Below are 19,713 nucleotides of genomic sequence, written 5' to 3' on the forward strand. Positions count from 1 at the left end.
ATGCCGGACTCCCCCGCCGGACCACCGGCCCCTCCCATCGCCCTCTCCGAACTGCTGGCCCGGGAGGAGCTCGGGCTGCGACGGATCGCGGGTCCGGACCACGCGGATCTGCTCTGGGTGCACACCTCGGAGATGGCCGACCCGTATCCGTATCTGCTCGGCGGTGAACTGCTGCTGAGCGCCGGGGTGCAGCTCACTGACGCCGACACCTATGTGGCACGGCTGGTGCAGGCGGGGGCGGCGGCGCTCGGCTTCGGGGTGGCACCGGTGCACGACACGGTGCCGGCGGAGCTGGTGGAGGCGTGCGACCGGCACGGCCTCCCCCTCCTGGAGGTTCCTCCGGAGACCCGCTTCACCGCGATCGCCCAGGCGGTGTGGCGGCTCATGGCGGAGGCCCGGCACCGCGAGCTGCGCCGGGTGACCCGGGCCCAGCAGGCCCTGGCGACGGCGGCGGCCCGCCCGGACCCGGTGCCCGCGGTGCTGCGTCAGCTCGCCGTACAGCTGGAGGGCCGGGTCGCGCTGCTCACGGCCGACGGCGGCGTGCTGCACGCGGCGGGCGGGCGCCCGGCACCGGATGTGCAGACGGCCCTGACCCGGCTGGCCCGGGTGGTGGCGCCCGGGTCCTCCCCCGGCACGAACCCCGCCCCGGAGCGTAAGCCGAACCCGTCGTCGGCGACCGACACCCGGGGCGGCACCCACCTCTTCGCGTACGCGCTCGGCGGCGGTCAGGGGCTGGCCCTCGCCCTGGCGACACCCCGCCGCGACTTCGGCGACCACACCGTCGCGGGCATCGCCGTCGTGCTGCTCTCCCTGCTCACCGCCCCGCACCAGGGCGCCGACGCCGCAAGCCGCTCGGCGGCGCTCGTACGGCTGCTGCTGGGCGCGGCCCCGCAGGACGTGGCCCCGCTGCTCGGCGACGGCGACTCCTGGACGGTGGTCCACGCCCGGCGCGCCGACGGCACCCCGGCCGGCCCGCTGAACGCCGGGGCCCTCGGTGCCGCCCTGGGCTCCGCCCTCTCGGACGTGGACCGCGAGACGGTACGGGTCCTGCTCCCCGGCCGCCGTGAGGCGGTGCCCACGCAGCCCGGCTGGACCCTCGGCGTCTCCGGCCCCGCCCCGGTCACCGCCCTGCCCGACGCCGACACCCAGGCGGCCCGCGCCCTGGGCCACGCCGAGGCGACCCGCACCGCGCTGACCACGCACCGCCCCGGCACCGGAGGCCTGGCGGCCCTGGTCCCGCCCGACCGCGCCGAGGCCCACGCCCGCACCCTGCTGGCCCCCCTCACCGGGCCGCTGGCCGAGACGCTGCGCTGCTGGCTGAGCCTCCACGGCAGCTGGGACCGCACGGCGGTGGCCCTCAAGGTCCACCGCAACACGGTCCGCCAGCGCATCGCCCGGTGCGCGGCGCTGCTGGACGCGGACCTGGACGACATGGACGTACGGACGGAGCTGTGGTTCGCGCTGCGGGATCACGGGTCCGCTCGTGCGTGAACCCGGCGGCCTGAGGTGACGAGATCCCTCCCGGGCCATAATTCACGCGCCCTACGCGAACTCCGACTTCTACGATCACCTCGTACGACTGCTGGGGGGGGGCGGGAATGCTCGAGGACATCCAGGCCGGGGCAGAGGCAGCCACACGGCTCGCGGGAGGTGCGCCGCTTCGAAGCACGCTTGATGTCGCCGACCCCGGTGACTGGCTCGCGCTGGACGCGGGAGTGCGTGAGGTGGCCTGGTACCGCCCGCGGTTCCTGCCCGGGTGGGAGTACTCCACCCCACTGCCCGCCGATTTGACTCAGCTCGACGGGTCTCGACTGGCACTCGCCCTCTGCCACCGCGACGGGCGGATCCGTCAGGAGGCGGTGCGTCGGTCGGTGCGATACCCCGGTCTGCTGCCGTTGGTCGTGATCCGCTGCGCCGATTGGGCCGGCCCGGTGCGCGAGCACGCCCGGCGACTGTTGCGCGAGGCCCTGAACGTGGACTCCGCCCTCGGTCTCGCGCCGCTCATCCTCCGCGTCGGCCGCCGCGACAGAGGCGCCTTCGCCGTCGATGTGCTCGGCCAGATCCTGCGCCAGGCATCCCACAGGCAGCTCGCCGCTCTCTTCACCGACCCCGACCGCGTCGTCCGGCGGTTCGCGTACCGGCTGGCCGTCGAGGGCCGACTGCTCCGTCCCGCTGCGCTGGCCCGTGCTGCCGCCCGGGACCAGGACACCGTGGTGCAGGACCTGTGCGCCACAGCGGCGCTCGCGGCTCTGAGGGATGAGGACACCTACGAGGACGTGCTGCCTCCACTGCTGTCCGCACGCAACCCGCGTACCCGTTCGGCCGGCGTCACCGCGCTGAGACGGGCGGGGCGGTCGAAGCAGGCCGAGCCGTATCTCAGCGACCGTTCCGCGCTCGTGCGTGCATGCGCCCGGTACGTCGTCCGGCAACAGGGAGGTGACCCGGCGGCTTGGTACCGGGAACGGTGCACGGCACCGGACGACCCCGAGTTGCCGCCCGGCGCGGTCATCGGGCTGGCCGAGTGCGGGAACCGCGCGGACGCCGGGCTGCTGCGGCCGCTGCTCGTGCACCCGGCGGCCGGGGTACGGGCGCGAGCGGTGGCAGGGCTGCGGGCACTGGACTGCGTGGACCCGAAGCAACTGTGGCTGCTCCTCGACGACCCTGCCGCCGGCGTCGTCCGCGAGACCGTCACGGCCCTGCTCCCCTCGGCCGAGGAACTTCCCGTCGGCCCGCTGTTGGAGCGCACCGGCTCCGAACGGCCGCGACACGTCCGCGTCGGCGCGTTCCGGCTGCTCGACGCGCGCGGCGGCATCGCGGCGCTACGGGCGGCGGTGGGCCTGCTCGATGACCCGGATACCAAGCTGCACACCTGGGCCGGACAATCAGTGCAGCGCTGGCATCCGTCGCCGGACGGGCCGTACGGCGACGCGGAGGTGGGTGAACTGCTCGACCGGAGCCGACACCTCTTCAGCGACTACGTACTGCGCCGAAGGAAGTGGGAAGCCGGCGTAGACAGCTGAGACCGCGCAGCGGTTCAGCAGTTCTGCCCCGGTGGTCACTCCCGGCTGCTCAGAGGGGCGCGCAGTTCGACGCGAAGTCGGATGGACATGTCGATGGGCAGCCCCGAGCCGGCGTGGCGAAGCTCCTTCGAATAGCGCGCGATGAGGTCCAGATCCCGCAGTTGCCGCTGCAGTTCGCAGACGAGCGCCTCGTCCGGGTCGACGGAGAGTTCGCCTTCTTCCTGCTCAGCCAGGTACTCGAGGTGCTGGTCGATCGCCTCGACCGCCCGGTTGCCGGCCCGGACGGCGAATTCCTGGCAACCGAACAGGTAGGCGTGTGCGGCATACAACGCCGCCGCTGCAGCCGACTCGTCCGCGTCATCCGGCCCGTCCTGGCCGTCGTTGTGGCAGTACTCGCCGAGCAGGTACTCGCCGATACCGCGCTTGACTGCCGGGAAGGCCGTCGAATCGCCGAGGACGCCCTCCCATACGGAATCCAGCAGGGGCCGCAGGCTCACGGTGAACGGTGCCTGCTCGTCCTCCGGCAATGCCTCGTGCCAACTCATCAGGCGTTCCGCGACACCGGCGGCGAACACACCGCGCTCGCTGGACGACACCGCCTCCAGCCGCTCCTCCACCAGCGCCGAAAGCTCCCGCCACGTGTCCATTCGAAGCCACCCCGGAGTCGCGACACCAGCGCGCTCACGCCGGCCAGTCCGATCATCTCAGCCGCCGGTGACAGCTCCACACACCAGACCCCAGTGGCATCTGCACTCATCGGTGAAGGCTGCCCTCCCTGCCGGCAGGGCGCCCTGAGGCCTGGACCAGACCGCCTGGGACGGGACGCGTCCGTCGGCCTTCGGTACATTGCGGCGCGAACTCGATTCCCTGTGCCGGAGGCTCGATGTGCGCACCCTGAAAGCAGACGAGATCCCGCATCACCTGGCTAGGTCGTACGCCACGGGCTTCGGTGAGGAGGGGAAGGCCTGGATCGCCGGACTACGGACCCTCGCGGCGAACATGCTGGAACGCTGGGACCTGGAACGGGACGGCATCACGAGGGCCGGAGAAACCTCGCTGGTACTGCCGGTATTGCGTCCCGACGGCACGCCCGCGGTCCTCAGACTCCAGATGCCCCGGCAGGAGACCGCTGCCGCGCTGATCGGCCTGCGTACCTGGGACGGCCAGGGGATGGTGCGGCTGCTCGATCACGACCCGGTGAGCAGCAGCATGCTCCTGGAGCGCCTTGACGGCGCTCGCACGTTGGCCTCGATCGACGATGACGACGTGGCGATGAGCATCCTCGCCGAGCTTCACGCGCGGCTGGTCGCACTCCCCGGGCCGCAGGGACTGCGCGGTCTCGGCGACATCGCCTCGAAGATGCTGGAGCAGGTCCCCCGGGCGACCACGAATCTGTCCGACCGGGACGAGCGTCGAATCCTGCGGGGCTGGGCGTCGGCGGTGGCCGAACTGGCCGGTGAGCCCGGGGACCGGATGCTGCACTGGGATCTGCACTACGACAACGTTCTCGCCGCACAGCGTGAGCCGTGGGTCGCCATCGATCCCGAGCCGCTCGTCGGCGACCCGGGATTCGACCTGTGGCCCGCCCTCAACAGCAGATGGGACGACGTCGTCGTCAAGGGCGAGCCTCTGCGCATCGTGCGACGCCGCTTCGACCTGCTCACCGACGTGCTCGGCCTGGACCGCGCACGCGCGACCGGGTGGACCCTGGGACGGCTGCTGCAGAACTCCCTCTGGGACATCGACGACGGCGAGACCCGCCTCGCTCCGTCCTCCGTCACGATCGCGGACTCGCTGCTCGAGCGGTGACCACCGGCCAACGGCGCGCCGGTGGCAGCAAGCCCGCTTCCGGCAACCTCCACGACGAGACGGCCACCCCGGCCACACACTCCGACGGGCCGGCCGCGCGGCTCAGCCCTTGTTGACCTTGATGACGACGGTCTTGCACACCTTGTCGGCGAAGGTCTGGTTCTTCTCGTCCCACAGCGGCCACAGCCAGCCGAGGTAGCAGGCGACGCTGTCCAGGAAATGCGCGAGCTTACGGACGAACGCCATGCCGAAACCCAGCGGCCTGCCGTCAACTTCCCGGTGCAGGCTGATGCCGAGGACCTTCTTGCCGGTCGTCTGACCGGTCTTGCCCTCCAGGTAGAGCTGGAAGAAGGCCATGCACAGGGTGTAGACCACGCCGATCGCGAAGAAGACTCCCGGCTCGGCAGTCGCCGGGTCATCGCTGCCCGCGAGGTCGACGAAGCCGAGCGCGTACATCGGGCCGGCGATGATCAGCACGTCCAGCAGGTACCCGCCGACGCGCTGCCCCCAGTGGGCCAGCGGCGGCAGCCCCGCCCCCGGCATGCCGGGCGGCGGGTACGCCCCGTACGGCTGCTGCGGATAGCCGTACTGAGGAGGCACGCCCTGCGGCGGCTGCTGCGGATAGCCGTACTGAGGAGGCGCGCCCTGCTGCGGGTAACCGGGCTGAGGGGGCACGCCCTGCTGCGGCTGCTGCGGGTAGCCGGGCCGGCCTTGCGGCGGCTGCTGGCTGTACGGGTTGTTGGGATCGCCGAAGCTCATGGCGAAGCTCTCCAGTTCCGAGGTGGGGACGGAGCGACATGGGCGGAGGGCTTTTTCACGCCACGCGCAGTTGCCCCCCGTACAGCCGCGATTGTGCGCGGTCATCGTGTTCGTAGGACAGTCTGCTTGTCTAATCCGGCCGCGATCCGTCCAGCCGGGCACTGGGGCGGAGCAGCGGGCGGGGTCTCAGGCGCCCGACTGCTCACCGAGGGCGGCCACCCGGCCGTCGTCGGCTTCAGGAGCGGAAGCCGACGACGCCGTAGCCTGGGCGCGCTTGTGCACGCCGCATCCAGTCGAGGCACTGCATGACGGCCTCCACGACTTCGGGCTCCAGGGGCGGGGCCTGGCCCGCCTCGTCGGCCGCGCGCTTGGTGGCCTCGAACTGCTGGAGCGCCCGGGCGATGTCGCCAGGTGTCCACTCCCCGCAACCTGGCGTGTGGGCGTAGGGCACGGGAGCGGGCGGAGCACCGTGGCTGAACGCGTCCACGGACACGGCGGTGACGCCCAGAGCCGCCAAGCCCTCATCGACGACGGACAGCCAACCGCCCCTGTGCGGTGTGAAGCAGTCGTTGGGCAGGAACGCGCCGGTGAGCGAGCACAGCCGCTGGTAGGCGTAGCCGTACTGGAAGGCGTGGTTCCGGTCGTCGCTGAAGGGGCCGCCGTGGACGACCGCGCGCAGTGCCTCGTCCGCCGTGGGCGCGCCCCTCTCGATTTCGTAGCTGTGGTAGTCGTCATCACGGACCAGGTCATCCCCGAAGTCATCGCGTATCACCTTCAGCAACTGGTCATCGCGGGAGCCGATCAGGGCATGCGTAGCGGCCACGTCGAGCAGGTAGACGCTCAGGGAAGAACTCATGGGACGAAGCTAATCGATGCCTCGGACACCCCTGCGAACGCACCGACCCGGCAGCCTGTGCGTGCGCGGTGGGCGGGAAAATGGGAGGCAGCCCCGCGGACGGTCTGCTAGGAATACGAATTCCCCGTCAGCCGCCAGAATTTGGACGCCATGCCCCGCGCCGTCACACTCATCCGTTCCGCCGCCCTCTCCGACGTGGCCGAGTACGCCTACGCCGCCACCGCACCCGCCGACGCACGGCTGGTCTTCCTCGCCGGGGCGTGCCCGCTGAACGAGGACGGGTCCACGGCCGCCGTAGGCGACTACGCCGGCCAGGCGGCGAAGGCCCTCGAGAACATGAAGACCGCGCTCGCGGCGGCGGGGGCCGGCCTGGAGGACGTCATCAGTACCCGCGTACTGGTGGCCTCCACGCGGCAGGAGGACCTGGTGACCGCCTGGGAAGTGGTCCGGAGCACGTTCGGTGACCACGACGTCCCGAGCACGCTGCTCGGCGTCACCGTTCTCGGATACGCCGACCAGCTCGTGGAGATCGAAGGCGTAGCCGCCGTGCTCGACTCCTGACCCCGGAGGGCTCGTCGGGAGACCACGGACGGAAAGTGGTCCTCCATGGCCGTGATGCACGTCCGTGACTGCCCACCGGCCGGAGTCACGGCGCGTCAGCGCAGCGCCTGTGTGCCTATGACCGCGAGGAGGCGCAGTTTGTCGTGGCTCTCGCTGCCCGGGACCGCGGTGTAGACGAGCAGGCGGTGTGACTGGTCCGGGTCGAGGAGGCTCTGGCAGTTCAGTTCCAGGGCGCCCACCTCCGGGTGGATGAAGCGCTTGACGTGATGGGGCCGGACGCCGACCTCGTGTGTGTCCCACAAGCCGCGGAATTCGTCGCTCCGGGCGAGGAGCAGCTCGGCGTAGTGGGTGGCCCGGGAGTCGGGGCCCCGCAGAGCGGCCCCCTCACGCAGGCCGGAGGCGAACAGCCGGGAGAGGAAGGCGTGGTCCGCCGGCGCGTAGAGGTCGCGGGCGGCCGGGTCGGTGAACCAGCGGTAGCCGATGCTGCGCGCGGGCCCGGTGTAGCGGGTCGTGTCGCCGGTGAGGGCTCTGCCGAGCGGGGTCTGCCGCAGCGTCTCCCCGAGCTCGGTGACGACCTCCGCGGGCGTGTCGTCCAGCCGGTCGAGGATGCGCAGCAGGCCGGGGCTGATGTGCTCGCTCACGGTGCCGGTGCCCCGGACGGGCGGGGCCTGACCGGCGAGCCGGAACAGGTGGTCCCGCTCGTCGAGGGAGAGGTGGAGCCCCTGCGCGATCGAGGCGATCATCGTCTCGGAGGGCTGGGGACCGCGCCCGCGCTCCAGCCGGGCGTAGTAGTCGGTCGACATGTGGCAGAGCTCGGCGACCTCTTCGCGGCGCAGCCCGCCGGTCCGGCGCCGCCGTCCGCGCGGCAGGCCGACGTCCTCGGGTTGCAGCAGCTCCCGGCGGTGGCGCAGGAACGCCGCGAGCCCGGCCCGGTCGATCTCCATGCGTTCTCTCCCTCCCGTACGGATCCTTTGTAGCGCGCGCACCCGTGCTTATCCACTGATCGCCGATCCCCCTCTGCGGCAGCGGTGCCGGGCGGGCGACAGGCGTGTCCCGGCGCTGTCCGTGCAGGTCAGCCGTAGCCTGGGCCGCGCCGGCGGGGCGTATCAGTGGATCGGGAGTCCCTGGATAGGTCCGGTCGTCGGGGTCACGGTGGGGGCAACGACGTCTACGGGATCTTCAGGGAGTGCACTCATGTCGCGACAGGACATCGACATCACCGTTCCCGACCTGACCGGACAGCGCGCTGTCGTCACCGGGGCGAGTGACGGGATCGGGCTCGGCATCGCCACGCGCCTGGCCGCCGCCGGCGCGGAGGTCGTCATGCCGGTGCGTAATCCGCGCAAGGGCGAAGGAGCAGCCGCCAGGATCCGCGAGCAGGCCCCCGGCGCGAACGTGTCGCTGCGCGCCCTCGACCTCTCCTCGCTCGCCTCTGTCGCGGAGCTCGGCAGGACTCTGCTGGACGAGGGCCGCCCCATCCACCTACTCGTCAACAACGCCGGCGTCATGACCCCGCCCGACCGCCAGACGACGGCCGACGGTTTCGAGCTGCAGTTCGGCACCAACCATCTGGGCCACTTCGTGCTGGTCAACCACCTGCTGCCCTTGCTGCGGGCCGGCCGGGCCCGCGTGACATCGCAGGTCAGCGTCGCCGCGAACCGCAACGCCATCCACTGGGACGACCTGAACTGGGAGCGTTCGTACAACGGCATGCGCGCCTACAGCCAGTCGAAGATCGCCTTCGGCCTCTTCGGCCTCGAACTCGACCGGCGCAGCAGGGCAGAAGGCTGGGGCATCACGAGCAACCTCTCCCACCCGGGAGTCGCGCCGACGAACCTGCTCGCCGCCCGCCCCGAGGTCGGGCGCGCCAAGGACACGCTGGGCGTGCGCCTGATCCGCGCCCTGTCCGCCCGCGGCCTCGTGGTCGGAACGGTGCGCACGGCGCAGTTGCCCGCTCTCTACGCCGCCACGTCACCCGAGGCCGTGGGCGGCGGGTTCTACGGGCCGGACGGGACCGGGCACATGGGTGGCGGTCCGGCGGAGCAGAAGCTGTACAGCCGCCTGCGCGGCGGCGAGGACGCGCGGCGCGTCTGGCAGATCTCCGACGAACTCACGGGCGTTCGCTCCTGGGGGTAGAGCCGGCTCAGGGCCGTCTCGGAGCCGCCTCACCGCCGCCGGCCGGCTGGGGCTCACGCGCCGCCCGGACCCGCCGTGTGGCGCGGGTCACCGGAACTCATCGGTCCGGCCGGAGAGGTAGGTGGTGTGAGGTGTGACGAAGACGGAGATCGGGAGCGCATGCGTGCACGGATCAGGGCGGGCGACCGCGAGGCGTTCGCCGCGCTCTACGAGGAGTACGCGCGGGCGGTCTACAACCACGCCTACCGGCTGACAGGCGACTGGTCGACGGCCGAGGAGGTGCTGTCCGAGACCTTCCTGACGGCCTGGCGCACCCGTGACGCCGTCGAACCGGAGGGCGACTCGCTGCGGCCGTGGCTGCTGGGGATCGCCACGAACAAGGCGCGCAACGCCAACCGGGGCATCGGCAGGCGGCTGGCCTTCCTGGCCCGCCGCCCCGCCCCGGAACCGGTGGCGGACATCGCGGAGGCCACGGCAGGGCGTGTCGACGACGGGCGGCGGCTCGCCGCGGTGCGGCAGGCACTGGGCGGGCTCCGCCGCCAGGAACGCGAGGTGCTGGTCCTCTGCGTCTGGTCCGGACTGGACTACGCCGAGGCCGCCGAGGCCCTCGGTATCCCGGTGGGCACCGTGCGCTCGCGGCTGTCCCGCGCCCGTGCCCGGCTGCGCCGGCTCACCGACGAGGAGCTCGGCCGGGCGCCCGACGGGTCCGCGCGGGAGGCGTGGTCAGCGGAAGCGGTCCGATCCGGCCGGGAACCCCGCCCCGGCCGCGGAGAGGTAGGGAGCAGGGCCTCGTTCGTGGCCCTGCCCATCCAGGAGGAAGCCCGATGAACGACCGTACCTCCGGCCCCGAGCGGGCCGAACGCGAGGAACTGGACCGGCTGTTGCCGGCCCCGGCCGAACGGGACCTGCCCCCGGGCCGTCATCTCCACCACAAGGACACCCTGATGCGTCTGATCGACCAGGACGGCGACCGCGCCCCCGCTCGTCCCCGCCCCCGCCTCCTGCGCCCCGCCGTCCTGCTGCCCGCCGCCGGACTCGCCCTGGGCGGGGTGCTGCTGACCACGCTGGCAGTGTCCGGCCAGGACAGCGCTCCGTCACCGTCCGCAGCGGGCACCGGCTCCCACGCACCGACCCAGGGCGGCGCGGCCGTACTGCTCGACCGGATCGCGTCGGTCGCCGGGAAGAGCAGCGAACAGACGGTCACGGGCGACCAGTTCGTGTACGTCAAGACACTGCAGGCCGGCAACGAGGGTGAGTTCGGTGAGCCGGCGAAGCTGGGCAAGCCCCACGAGCGTGAGGTCTGGATGGCGCAGAAGGCGGGACCGGTGATCGATGTCGGCCTGATCCACGAGGAGGGCTCGTACATCCCGATCATCGTCGGAGTGCCGGACGGCGAAACCCCCGTCGGCTACCCGGCGGGCCTCAACCGGCCGACCTACACGTGGCTGGCCTCGCTGCCCACCGAACCCGACGTCCTGCTCCGGCGGCTCACCACCGAAATCACCCGGGACCAGGACTCGCGCGACACCCCGGCCGAGGACCGGAACCAGGCGCAGGACACCTTCGACATCATGGGTGAGCTGCTCCAGGAGACGGTGATGCCGCCTAAGACCGCGGCCGCCCTCTACAAGGCGGCGGCGAAGATCCCCGGCGTGACCGTGGACCCCGACGCCGTGGACGCGGCCGGCCGGCACGGGATCGGCGTGGCCCGCGACGACACCCGTGCCGGGTGGCGCACCGCCTGGATCTTCGACTCGACCACCCTGGAGTACCTGGGCCAACGGACCTCCCTCATCAGGGACACCTCCATGGGCGAGAAGGGCACCCTGCTCAGCAAGTCGGCGGTCCTGGAGCGAGGGGTCGTCGACGCCCTCCGCGAGAGGCCGTCGGCCGGGAAGCCGTCGACGACCTGATCCGCCGTGGGAGCAGCCGGGGCGTGACCACGCGCCCCGGCACCGGCGGTCCCCCCGGCCTCCGGTCACGCCCGGTTGCGGGTGGGCTTCAGCCGGAGTGCCGAGACGAGGAAGAACACGCCTCCGAGGAAGGCGTAGCCCGCGAGGTTCATGAGCGTGGGGTCGTCGCTGCCGGCCTGGGTGATGAACGAGGTGCCGGCGAGTACGGAGACGGCGCCACTGATGATCATCGGCCACTGACCGCCCATTGCCCGGCGAAGGGCTCCCGCGACGAGTTGGACGAGCCCGGAGGCGACGGCCCAGGCTCCCCAGATCCGCAGGACGTCCGGGATGCCGGACGTGACGGCGACCGCAAGGCCGATGACGGCCAGCGAGCTGATCGCGATGTTCACGTGGAGCGCCGGCGCCGTACCGCCGTTCGCCCTGGCGGACCGCACGTCGACGATCGCGGCCGCCACGTCGAACAGGGGGTAGACCAGCAGGAGCGCCACACCGAGCGGCCCCAGGGTGTCGGCGGTGGCGAACAGGAGGCCGGCCCAGACCGCGGCGAACGCGAAGCGCATGAAGTACAGCTTTCGCAAGGTCGCGGGAACGCCGGGGGGCGCGGTGCTGACGAGGGTGTCCACGGGAGTGCCTTTCGATGACGGCGCAGGGATGCACGACAGTCGAGCCGTCCACCGCATGAGGGAGAACGTTCGGTCTCATCACATTGGAGACCCCCGCCCCGGGCCTGTCAAGACCGAACGTTCTCCCTCAGGGATTTGATAGCCTGGCCGCATGAGCCGGAGCCCAGAAGGCGGCAGCACGTCCGAGGCGCGGGCGCGGCTGCTCAGCACAGCGATCAGGATCTTCTACGCGGAGGGGATCCACTCCGTCGGCATCGACCGGATCACCGCGGAGGCGAAGGTCACCCGCGCCACGCTGTACCGGCACTTCGCGGGCAAGGAAGACCTCGTCCTCGCGTATCTGAGCCAAGCCGACCAGGGGATCCGGGCGCAGATCGCCGCCGCGCGGACGGACGGCCGGTCAGCCGCCGACAACGTCCGGGCCGTGGCCAGGTGCATCACGCAGGGCATCACGTCCCCCGGTTTCCGCGGCTGCGCCTTCCTCAACGCGGTAGCCGAATACCCCGATCCCGCACACCCGGTCCACCAGGCCGTCCTGGCCCACCGGGAATGGTTCCTGAACACCGTCACCGACCTGCTGGCGCAGACCGGCGACGCCCCCGCCGAGCCGGCGGCCCGGCATCTCGTCATGCTCCGGGACGGCGCCATGGCAGCCGGCTGCCTCTTCGACCCGGAACTGATCTCCGAAACCTTCCTGCACGGCGTCGAGGGAATCCTGAGCTCCCGCGCCGCCGCCGAGAACTGAGCGACGCCCCGTCGAGGCCGGGCACTTACCGGCGCGCCCCGCCCCGGTAAGCCCCTCTGCGGATGTCAGTGCGCCGCCAGGCCCGCCAGCAGCTCGGCGGCGGGCTTCGGGTGGACGAGCCAGCGCAGGTGGCTCCCCTCGAGTGTCCGGACGTCGAAGGGATTGTCCGGTGTGAGCGCGTCGGCTTCTCGGATCATGCGGTCCTGCACGGCGGGCGGAACGCTGGCATCGGCGGCCAGCCGCACATAGGTCCTGGGAATCCGGCCCCAGGTCGCGGCCTGGGCCCGGTCGGCGGACGTGCCGGCGTCGAGGTTCTCGTCGGGCTGGAAGGTGTTCAGGAAGGTCCGGAACTCGTCATCGGTGAGATCGGCGGCGAACGCCTGCCTGAACGCGGCGAGCGCCACCGGGTCGGCGGTGCGGAAGTTGACCCGCAGCAGGCCCAGTTCGGCCGGGTTCCCGACGAGCGCGGCAGCCAAGGCCCCCGGGTCGACGTCCGCCATCTCCGGCTGGGCGTAGTAGTCGGCCACGTCCAGATTGACGGGGCACCAGGCCGAGACGTAGACGATGCGGTCGACCAGCTCGGGCCGGGCGTTGGCGACGGCGGTGATGGTGATGCCGCCCCTGCTGTGGGCGACGAGGACGGTGGGGCCGTTCCGTTTGGCCCGTTCGAGGGTTTCGATCACGCGGGCGACGTTGTCCGCGAGCGTGACCCCCTTGATGCCCCCCGGTTCCACGGAGAGGGCGTCCAGCTCCTGAGGGGCTTGGTAGGCCGAGGGGAAGGTCGCCTCGAACCCGTGCCCGGGGAGGTCGACCGCGACCGAGCGGTGGCCCAGCAGGGCGAGTTCGGCTTGCAGGGGTGCGAAAGAGAACGAATTCGCGAAGGCACCGTGGACGAGGACGAAGGTCGGCAGATTCTGCATGCCTCAGCCTCCAACAGAGCGATCTTCGGAGCAATACCCGAACCGACATCACCTCCGGACCACCCGCCCGAAATGCCGGTCTCTCCACCATGTGCAACCGGGGGTTGACCGTTCCGCCACACGCCCCTAAGTTTCTCGCAACCCGCTGGTACATCGATTAACCACCCTGGTCAACGTCCTGGTTGGAGACATCCCGCTGTGCGCTCACCCCTGAGTCGGCGCGGTTTCCTTGCCGCTGGTTCCGGCCTCACCGCCGCTGCCGCGCTGCCCGCAATGTCCGGCTGCTCCACGCTCGCCTCGGCCGATTCCGACCCCGGCTCCCTACTCGTCCATACCCAGCTCGGGACCACCGCGCCGGGCTCCGCCACGTACACCGCCGTCGTCAAGGCCTTCGAGAAGGAGAACCCGGGCATCCGGGTCAAGAACCTCGTCAACGGCGACGACCTCCCCCAGGTCTACGAGACCTCGCGGCTGGCCCGTAAGGAGCCGGACGTGGTCATGGTCAACCTGTACGACAAGACGCTGGCCTGGACCGACGTCGGTGCCACCGTCGACGTCAAGGGCTACCTCGACGACTGGGGGCTGCGCGACCGCGTCCTGCCCGCCGCCCTGACGGAGTGGACCGACGGGCAGGGCAGACTCCGCGCCTTCCCGTACTTCGCCACCAACTGGCCCGTCGCCTTCAACACCCACCTGCTCGACCGGGCAGGCGTCGGCTCCGTCCCCACCACCGGCGACCAGCTCATCGGCGCCGCGCGGAAGTTGCGCGCCAAGGGCATCGCCCCCGTCACCGTCGGCGGCAACGACTGGACGGGGCAGAAGCTGCTCGCCCAGATCATCCAGACCTTCCTCACCCCCGAGGAGGCCAGGCAGGTCTACACGACCGGCGACTTCAGCGGCAGCCGGGGAGCCCGCGCGGGCATCGACTACTTCGTGACCCTGCGGGACGCCGGTGTCTTCGCCGACAAGGCGCAGGGGCTGACCTCCGACACGATGACCACGCAGTACAACACGGAGGCGGCGGCCGTGCAGTCCGCGATGTCCTCCGCACTGGCGAAGGTCCCCGCGAAGGCGGCCGGGCACACCGAGATCGGCGGCTGGCCACTCGCACCGGGTGCCGCCCACGAGAAGCCGACCATCCTGCGCTCGTACACCCTCATCGGTTTCTGGATCAGCCCCAACGGGGTCAGGAAGCTGTCCTCCGTCGAGAAGTTCCTGCGCTTCATGTACCGCCCCGACGTGGTGTCGCGGTTCATCACCGAGAGCGGCCGGGACATGGCGCTCGTGACCGACACGGTCAGCAAGGACTTCCCGCTGGTCGCCGAGGCCCAGCAGCTCGGCGACCGGGTCGGCCAGGTGCTCCTGCCCGACCTGTACGTCCCTCCGACCGCCACCCAGCCGCTGATCACCGCGACCAGCACCGCCTTCACCCGGGGGACGAGCGCGGCCTCCGTGCGCTCCGCCCTGGAATCCGCCTACCGCACGGCCTGATCCGCGCGCCCGAGCCTTTGCGAGTCCTCCCATGACGATGCTCTCGTCCGCCCCGGGCGGCGCCTCGGTCCGCGGACCGGTCACTCCCCCGCCGTCCGCCCCCACCACGAAGCGCCGTACGCAGGGCGGGGTCATCCTCGCCGTGCCCGCGCTGGTCTGGTACCTCGTCTTCATGGTCGGCCCGCTGGTCGCCATCTTCGTGATCGCCGCCCTGCACTGGCCCGGCATGCTCCAGCCGGTCTCCTTCGCGGGCACCGGCAACATCAGCGCGGTCCTCGACGACCCGGTCTTCTGGGACGCGGTGAAGAACACCGCCGTACAGCTCGCCGTGGCCGTGCCCCTGATGATCGTCGGCGCGTACATGCTCGGTTACTACGTCGCCCAGAAACCGCCGGGCCACCGCGTCCTGCGCTATCTGCTCTTCATCCCCGGGCTGATCTCCACCCCCGCCAAGGCGATGGTGTTCTACGCGGTCCTCTCCCCGGACGGCCTGCTCAACGGCGCCCTGGACAAGGCCGGTCTCGGCTCGCTGACCGATGCCTGGCTCGCCTCGCCGTCCACCGCGCTCGGCTCGCTCATCCTCCTCGACGTGTGGAGCGGCATCGGGTTCACCGCCGTGCTGTTCGCGGCCCGGCTCGGCAGCGTCCCGGACGAGATCGGCGAGGCCGCGCAGCTCGACGGCGCCGGGCACTGGCGGGCCATGTGGCGCATCCACTTCCCCGTCATCCGCGACTTCGTGGGCGTCGTGACGATGCTCCAGTTCCTCTGGACGCTCTTCGGCTCCGCACAGAACGTGCTGCTGCTGACCCAGGGCGGGCCGGGCAGCTCGTCGACGACGCTGTCCTTCCTCGTCTACCAGAAGGCGTTCATCGCGGCCGACCTCGGCTACAGCCAGACCGTCGGCGTGGTGCTCTTCCTGGTCGGCCTGGCCGGGCTGCTGACCATCCGTCGCGTCTTCCGCCAGAACTACTGATCGGAGCTGGTCCCATGAAGTTCGGAAGGTCCTGGCTGCCGGCGCACATCTTCGCCTGGCTGTACATGGTGCTGCTGGTCGTACCCCTCTACTACCTGCTGGTCTCGGCGTTCAAGACGAACGACCAGATCTTCGGGAGCCCGTTCTCCCTCCCCACCTCCCTCTCCGCCACGAACTTCACCGAGTCGTTCACCTCGGCCCACCTCGGGCCGGCGATCCTCAACTCGATGCTCGTGACCGTGCTGGCGCTCGTGCTCACCCTGGCGCTCGCGATACCGGCGGCCTTCGCCATCGCCCGTGCCGAGGGACGGCTCGGTGCCCTGGTCGAGCGGGTGTTCTCGCTGGGCTTCCTGATCCCCACGTTCGCCGCGCTCTTCCCGACGTTCCTGCTGGCCGCCGCGACCGGGCTGTTCCACACCCGCGCGTTCATGGTGCTGTTCCTGCCGGCCACGGCGATGCCGCTCTCGGTCGTCATCCTGGTGCAGTTCATGCGGACCATCCCGCGTGAGATGGAGGAGGCGGCGCGCATGGACGGCGCGTCCACCTTCGCCGTCCTGCGGCACGTCTACACGCCGATGTGCATGCCGGGCATCGCGACGATCCTGCTGCTGAACTTCCTGACGTTCTGGAACGAGTACCTCTACTCGCTCGTCATCATCGGCCCCGACCCGGACCTGCGGACCGTGCAGGTCGCCCTGCCGACGCTCAAATCCCTGACGGGTACGGACTACGGCATTCTTACGGCGGGCACGGTGCTGACCCTGGTCCCGGTCTGGGTGGTCTACACCGTGCTCCAGAAGCGGATGCAGCAGGCCCTCGTCAGCGGAGCGGTGAAGATGTGAACAAGCCTCTGGAAGGCCGCACGACCGTACGGCCCACGATCAAGGCCGTGGCCGCCGCGGCGGGGGTCTCCACCGCCGCGGTCTCCCAGGCCGTCAACGGCACCGGCCGGATCTCGGAGGCCACCCGCCGCCGGGTCCTGGACGCGGCCACCGAACTGGGCTGGTCCCCCAGTGCCTCCGCGACGGCGCTGCGCCGGGCGCGTACCCGTACGATCGCGCTCGTCGTCCGGCGGCCCACCGATGTGCTGGGCTCCGACCCGCACTTCAGTGAACTGATCACCGGTCTGGAGGGCGAACTCGCGCCGCGCGGTTACGGTCTGCTGCTCCACCTGGTGGCGGGCATGGACCAGGAGAACGCGCTGTACGAACGGCTCGTCGCGGAGGGCCGCATAGACGGCGCCGTGCTGACCGACGCCCGCGCCGACGACCCCCGGCCCGGCCTGCTGCGGGGCCTCGGGCTGCCCGCCGTCCTGCTGGGCGCTCCCGACGTCGGATCGCCCGTGCCCCGGGTGGGGCTCGGGCAGCAGGGCGCGGGCGTGAAGGAGGCCGTGGCCCATCTGCTGGAGCTCGGCCACCGCCGCGTCGCCTATGTCGCCGGCCCGGCCGAGCTGTTGCACACCCGGCTGCGGTTGCACGCGTTCGAGGAGGCCCTGTCCGATGCGGGGCTGCGCCCCGTCGCCGTGCGGCACAGCGACTTCACCGAGCGGGCCGCCGTCGACGTCACCGAGGAACTGCTCGCCCTGCCCGAGCGGCCGACGGCCCTGGTGTTCCCGAACGACTCCATGGCCGTCTGCGGCATCGGCACGGCGCAGCGCGCCGGGCTCCGGGTGCCGGGCGACCTGTCGGTGATCGGTTACGACAACCTCTCGCTCGGCCGCTGGGTCCACCCCCGGCTCACCACCGTCGACCAGCAGGTCCAGCGCGTCGGTGCGGCCGCAGCGCTCACCCTGCTGGCCGGCTGCGGGGAGGAGGTGCCCCCGCCGGTGCTCGACGGCCGGCCGCGTCTCGTCGTACGGGAATCGACGGTCCCTCTGTCCTCCCCCACCTGACCCACCGCGCACCACCACCGCACCGCCCGCACATCGAAGAGGACCCGGAACACCATGCGACGCCACAGCGCCCAGCTCACCCACGACCCCGCCGTCCTCCCGTGGCTCGGCGCCAACTTCTGGTCCCGCACCGGCGGGCCGCTGATGTGGCGGAACTACGAGCCGAAGACGGTCCGCGAGGAGCTGGCCGTGCTCGCGGAGCACGGCCTGAACATGACCCGGTCGTTCTTCTACTGGCCCGACTTCCACCCGGAGCCCGGACGGATCGACGAGGAACTCTGCGACCGTTTCCGGGACTTCCTGGACGCCCACCACGAGCTGGGCATGGGCACGGTCCCCACGTTCATCGTCGGCCACATGTCGGGCGAGAACTGGGACCCGGCGTGGCGTGGTGACCGGGATCTCTACGAGGACGTGTGGCTCGTCGGCCGGCAGGCGTGGTTCGTCTCGCAGATGACCCGCCGCTTCAAGGACCATCCGGCGGTGACCGGCTGGCTGATCACCAACGAGATGCCGGGCTACGGCCGGATCTACCAGGTCGACCCGCCGTCGAGCGACGTCGTCACCGCCTGGGCGCAGTTCATGTGCGACGCGGTGCGCGCGGCCGGCGGCACCCAGCCGGTGTCGCTCGGCGACGGCGCCTGGGGCATCGAGGTGACGGGCCGCGACAACGGCTTCTCGCTGCGGGAGACCGCCGAGTACGTCGACTTCGTCGGCCCGCACGTCTACCGCTCCGACACGGACCGGGCGCGCCAGCACTACCGGGCCGCGTTCGAGTGCGAGCTCGCCGCCGTCACCGGTCAGCCCGTCGTCCTGGAGGAGTTCGGGCTCTCCACGGACACTGTCTCGGCCGCGAACGCCGGCGTCTTCTACCGGCAGACGCTGCACAACTCGCTGCTCGGCGGGGCCACCGGCTGGATGGCATGGAACAACACGGACTACGACGGCCTGTGGGAGCAGTCGCCGTACGACCACCACCCCTTCGAGATGCACTTCGGGATCACCGACGGTGCCGGGCGTCCGAAGGAGCCGCTGCGCGAACTGGCCGCTTTCGCGAGGGTCCTGGAGCAGGTGGACTTCCCGCGCTGCCGTCGCACCGACGCGGACGCGGCTCTGGTCGTGCCGGCCTTCCTGGAGCGCGGCTACCCCTACAGCCGGCCCGCCGACCGCCCGCTGATCTTCACCTCGCTGCACCAGGGTTACGTGGCGGCGCGCGGCGCGGACCTGCCGGTGGCGTTCGCGCGGGAGGCGGACGGGCTGCCGGACGACGCCTCGCTGTATCTGCTGCCGTCGACCCGCCAGCTGACCACCCGCACCCGCCGCGCGCTGGAGCGCCGGGCGAGGGAGGGGGCCACGGTCTACCTGTCGTTCTGCTCGGGCGAGTACCCGACGACACGCGGCCCGTGGTTCCACGACCTCGACGGGCTGTTCGGCGTGGAGCTCCAGCTGTCCTACGGTGTCGCCGAGCCGATCGAGGACGACGTCCTGGAGATGACGTTCACCGAGGACTTCGGCTCGATCGCGGCAGGTGAGGTGCTGACCTTCCCGGTCGCGGGCAACGAGGACAGCCGCGCCTATCTGCCGGTCGTCCCGGACGGCGCACGGGTCGTCGCCACCGACGCGCACGGCCGCCCGGCGCTCCTGCGCCACGAGACGGGCGCGGGCCGTACCGTCCTGGCCACGTATCCGCTGGAGCACATGGCCGCGCGCACGGCCCGCGCCAACCCCGAGCAGACCCACCGGCTGTACGCGGCGCTCGCCGAGCTGGCGGGGGCGGGGCGCCCGGTGACGGTGGACACCCCGTACGTCAGCGCCGACACGCTGGTCCGCGAGGACGGCGCGCGCTTCGTGTGGCTGGTGAGCCAGTCGGGCCAGGAGTTGACCGTACGCCCCTCGGCGGACGGGGAGCTGCGCGAGCTGGCCGGCGGGGACCCGGTGCGGGACGTGCTCCTGGCCCCGTACGGCGTGCGCGTGCTCGAACTGCGCTGACCCGCCCTTTCCGACGTCCGAGGT

19 protein-coding genes are annotated in these 19,713 nt (G+C 71.5%); 13 read left to right on the plus strand and 6 right to left on the minus strand.

What is annotated here, in order from left to right:
- Together ACZ32T_RS04895 and ACZ32T_RS04900 are read left to right on the plus strand one after the other, a co-directional pair.
- The gene (locus tag ACZ32T_RS04895; RefSeq protein WP_467365361.1) at nt 1-1,491 is read left to right on the plus strand and encodes a PucR family transcriptional regulator; all 1,491 of its coding nucleotides are present in this window, start codon (nt 1-3) and stop codon (nt 1,489-1,491) included.
- A 107-nt stretch (nt 1,492-1,598) separates the two neighbouring features.
- Nucleotides 1,599-3,020 carry a hypothetical protein gene (locus tag ACZ32T_RS04900; protein WP_467365363.1) on the plus strand — a complete coding sequence of 474 codons (1,422 nt, stop codon included), beginning with the start codon at nt 1,599-1,601 and terminating at the stop codon, nt 3,018-3,020.
- Nucleotides 3,021-3,055: 35 nt separating this feature from the next.
- On the opposite strand, the gene ACZ32T_RS04905 is transcribed toward ACZ32T_RS04900, so the two are convergent.
- On the minus strand, nt 3,056-3,667 hold the full coding sequence (locus tag ACZ32T_RS04905) for a hypothetical protein (protein WP_467365365.1): 612 nt from the start codon (nt 3,665-3,667) through the stop codon (nt 3,056-3,058).
- A gap of 238 nt (nt 3,668-3,905) precedes the next feature.
- Here ACZ32T_RS04905 and ACZ32T_RS04910 point away from each other — a divergent pair, with 238 nt between their 5' ends.
- Nucleotides 3,906-4,829 (plus strand): aminoglycoside phosphotransferase family protein, encoded by a 924-nt coding sequence (locus ACZ32T_RS04910; protein WP_467365367.1) that lies wholly within the window; start codon nt 3,906-3,908, stop codon nt 4,827-4,829.
- A gap of 102 nt (nt 4,830-4,931) precedes the next feature.
- Here ACZ32T_RS04910 and ACZ32T_RS04915 read toward each other — a convergent pair whose 3' ends face one another.
- Nucleotides 4,932-5,588 carry an RDD family protein gene (locus ACZ32T_RS04915; protein ID WP_467262836.1) on the minus strand — a complete coding sequence of 219 codons (657 nt, stop codon included), beginning with the start codon at nt 5,586-5,588 and terminating at the stop codon, nt 4,932-4,934.
- Between the two features lie 235 nt (nt 5,589-5,823).
- On the minus strand, nt 5,824-6,444 hold the full coding sequence (locus tag ACZ32T_RS04920; protein ID WP_467365369.1) for a DUF7691 family protein: 621 nt from the start codon (nt 6,442-6,444) through the stop codon (nt 5,824-5,826).
- A 150-nt stretch (nt 6,445-6,594) separates the two neighbouring features.
- Here ACZ32T_RS04920 and ACZ32T_RS04925 point away from each other — a divergent pair, with 150 nt between their 5' ends.
- Nucleotides 6,595-7,005, plus strand: a complete 411-nt coding sequence (locus ACZ32T_RS04925; RefSeq protein WP_467262839.1) for a RidA family protein — start codon at nt 6,595-6,597, stop codon at nt 7,003-7,005.
- A 95-nt stretch (nt 7,006-7,100) separates the two neighbouring features.
- Here ACZ32T_RS04925 and ACZ32T_RS04930 read toward each other — a convergent pair whose 3' ends face one another.
- The gene (locus ACZ32T_RS04930) at nt 7,101-7,949 is read right to left on the minus strand and encodes a helix-turn-helix transcriptional regulator (RefSeq protein ID WP_467365372.1); all 849 of its coding nucleotides are present in this window, start codon (nt 7,947-7,949) and stop codon (nt 7,101-7,103) included.
- Nucleotides 7,950-8,199: 250 nt separating this feature from the next.
- Here ACZ32T_RS04930 and ACZ32T_RS04935 point away from each other — a divergent pair, with 250 nt between their 5' ends.
- The 3 genes from ACZ32T_RS04935 (at nt 8,200) to ACZ32T_RS04945 (ending at nt 11,054) form a co-directional block, all read left to right on the plus strand.
- Nucleotides 8,200-9,141 (plus strand): SDR family oxidoreductase, encoded by a 942-nt coding sequence (locus tag ACZ32T_RS04935; RefSeq protein ID WP_467365374.1) that lies wholly within the window; start codon nt 8,200-8,202, stop codon nt 9,139-9,141.
- A gap of 159 nt (nt 9,142-9,300) precedes the next feature.
- The gene (locus ACZ32T_RS04940; RefSeq protein ID WP_467365376.1) at nt 9,301-9,969 is read left to right on the plus strand and encodes an RNA polymerase sigma factor; all 669 of its coding nucleotides are present in this window, start codon (nt 9,301-9,303) and stop codon (nt 9,967-9,969) included.
- Nucleotides 9,966-11,054, plus strand: a complete 1,089-nt coding sequence (locus ACZ32T_RS04945) for a CU044_5270 family protein (RefSeq protein ID WP_467365378.1) — start codon at nt 9,966-9,968, stop codon at nt 11,052-11,054. Before ACZ32T_RS04940 ends, ACZ32T_RS04945 begins: the two co-directional genes overlap by 4 nt.
- A gap of 65 nt (nt 11,055-11,119) precedes the next feature.
- On the opposite strand, the gene ACZ32T_RS04950 is transcribed toward ACZ32T_RS04945, so the two are convergent.
- Nucleotides 11,120-11,680 (minus strand): hypothetical protein, encoded by a 561-nt coding sequence (locus tag ACZ32T_RS04950; RefSeq protein WP_467365380.1) that lies wholly within the window; start codon nt 11,678-11,680, stop codon nt 11,120-11,122.
- Nucleotides 11,681-11,831: 151 nt separating this feature from the next.
- Here ACZ32T_RS04950 and ACZ32T_RS04955 point away from each other — a divergent pair, with 151 nt between their 5' ends.
- Nucleotides 11,832-12,425, plus strand: a complete 594-nt coding sequence (locus ACZ32T_RS04955; protein WP_467365382.1) for a TetR/AcrR family transcriptional regulator — start codon at nt 11,832-11,834, stop codon at nt 12,423-12,425.
- 65 nt (nt 12,426-12,490) lie between these two features.
- On the opposite strand, the gene ACZ32T_RS04960 is transcribed toward ACZ32T_RS04955, so the two are convergent.
- Nucleotides 12,491-13,345 carry an alpha/beta fold hydrolase gene (locus ACZ32T_RS04960; protein ID WP_467262854.1) on the minus strand — a complete coding sequence of 285 codons (855 nt, stop codon included), beginning with the start codon at nt 13,343-13,345 and terminating at the stop codon, nt 12,491-12,493.
- A gap of 198 nt (nt 13,346-13,543) precedes the next feature.
- Between ACZ32T_RS04960 and ACZ32T_RS04965 the strand changes: the two genes are divergently transcribed.
- Genes ACZ32T_RS04965 through ACZ32T_RS04985 form a run of 5 tightly spaced genes read left to right on the plus strand, consistent with a single transcriptional unit; the run spans nt 13,544 to nt 19,689 of the window.
- Nucleotides 13,544-14,836 carry an ABC transporter substrate-binding protein gene (locus ACZ32T_RS04965; RefSeq protein ID WP_467365384.1) on the plus strand — a complete coding sequence of 431 codons (1,293 nt, stop codon included), beginning with the start codon at nt 13,544-13,546 and terminating at the stop codon, nt 14,834-14,836.
- A 31-nt stretch (nt 14,837-14,867) separates the two neighbouring features.
- Nucleotides 14,868-15,809 (plus strand): carbohydrate ABC transporter permease, encoded by a 942-nt coding sequence (locus ACZ32T_RS04970; RefSeq protein ID WP_467365386.1) that lies wholly within the window; start codon nt 14,868-14,870, stop codon nt 15,807-15,809.
- A 14-nt stretch (nt 15,810-15,823) separates the two neighbouring features.
- On the plus strand, nt 15,824-16,651 hold the full coding sequence (locus ACZ32T_RS04975; RefSeq protein WP_467365388.1) for a carbohydrate ABC transporter permease: 828 nt from the start codon (nt 15,824-15,826) through the stop codon (nt 16,649-16,651).
- Complete coding sequence (locus ACZ32T_RS04980) at nt 16,648-17,700, plus strand: LacI family DNA-binding transcriptional regulator (protein ID WP_467365390.1); 1,053 nt, start codon at nt 16,648-16,650, stop codon at nt 17,698-17,700. The genes ACZ32T_RS04975 and ACZ32T_RS04980 overlap by 4 nt, the downstream gene beginning before the upstream one ends.
- Nucleotides 17,701-17,754: 54 nt before the next feature.
- Complete coding sequence (locus ACZ32T_RS04985) at nt 17,755-19,689, plus strand: glycoside hydrolase 5 family protein (RefSeq protein ID WP_467365392.1); 1,935 nt, start codon at nt 17,755-17,757, stop codon at nt 19,687-19,689.
- The last annotated feature ends 24 nt before the right edge of the window (nt 19,690-19,713 follow it).

The sequence above is a fragment of the Streptomyces sp. NPDC023573 genome, from assembly GCF_055559735.1.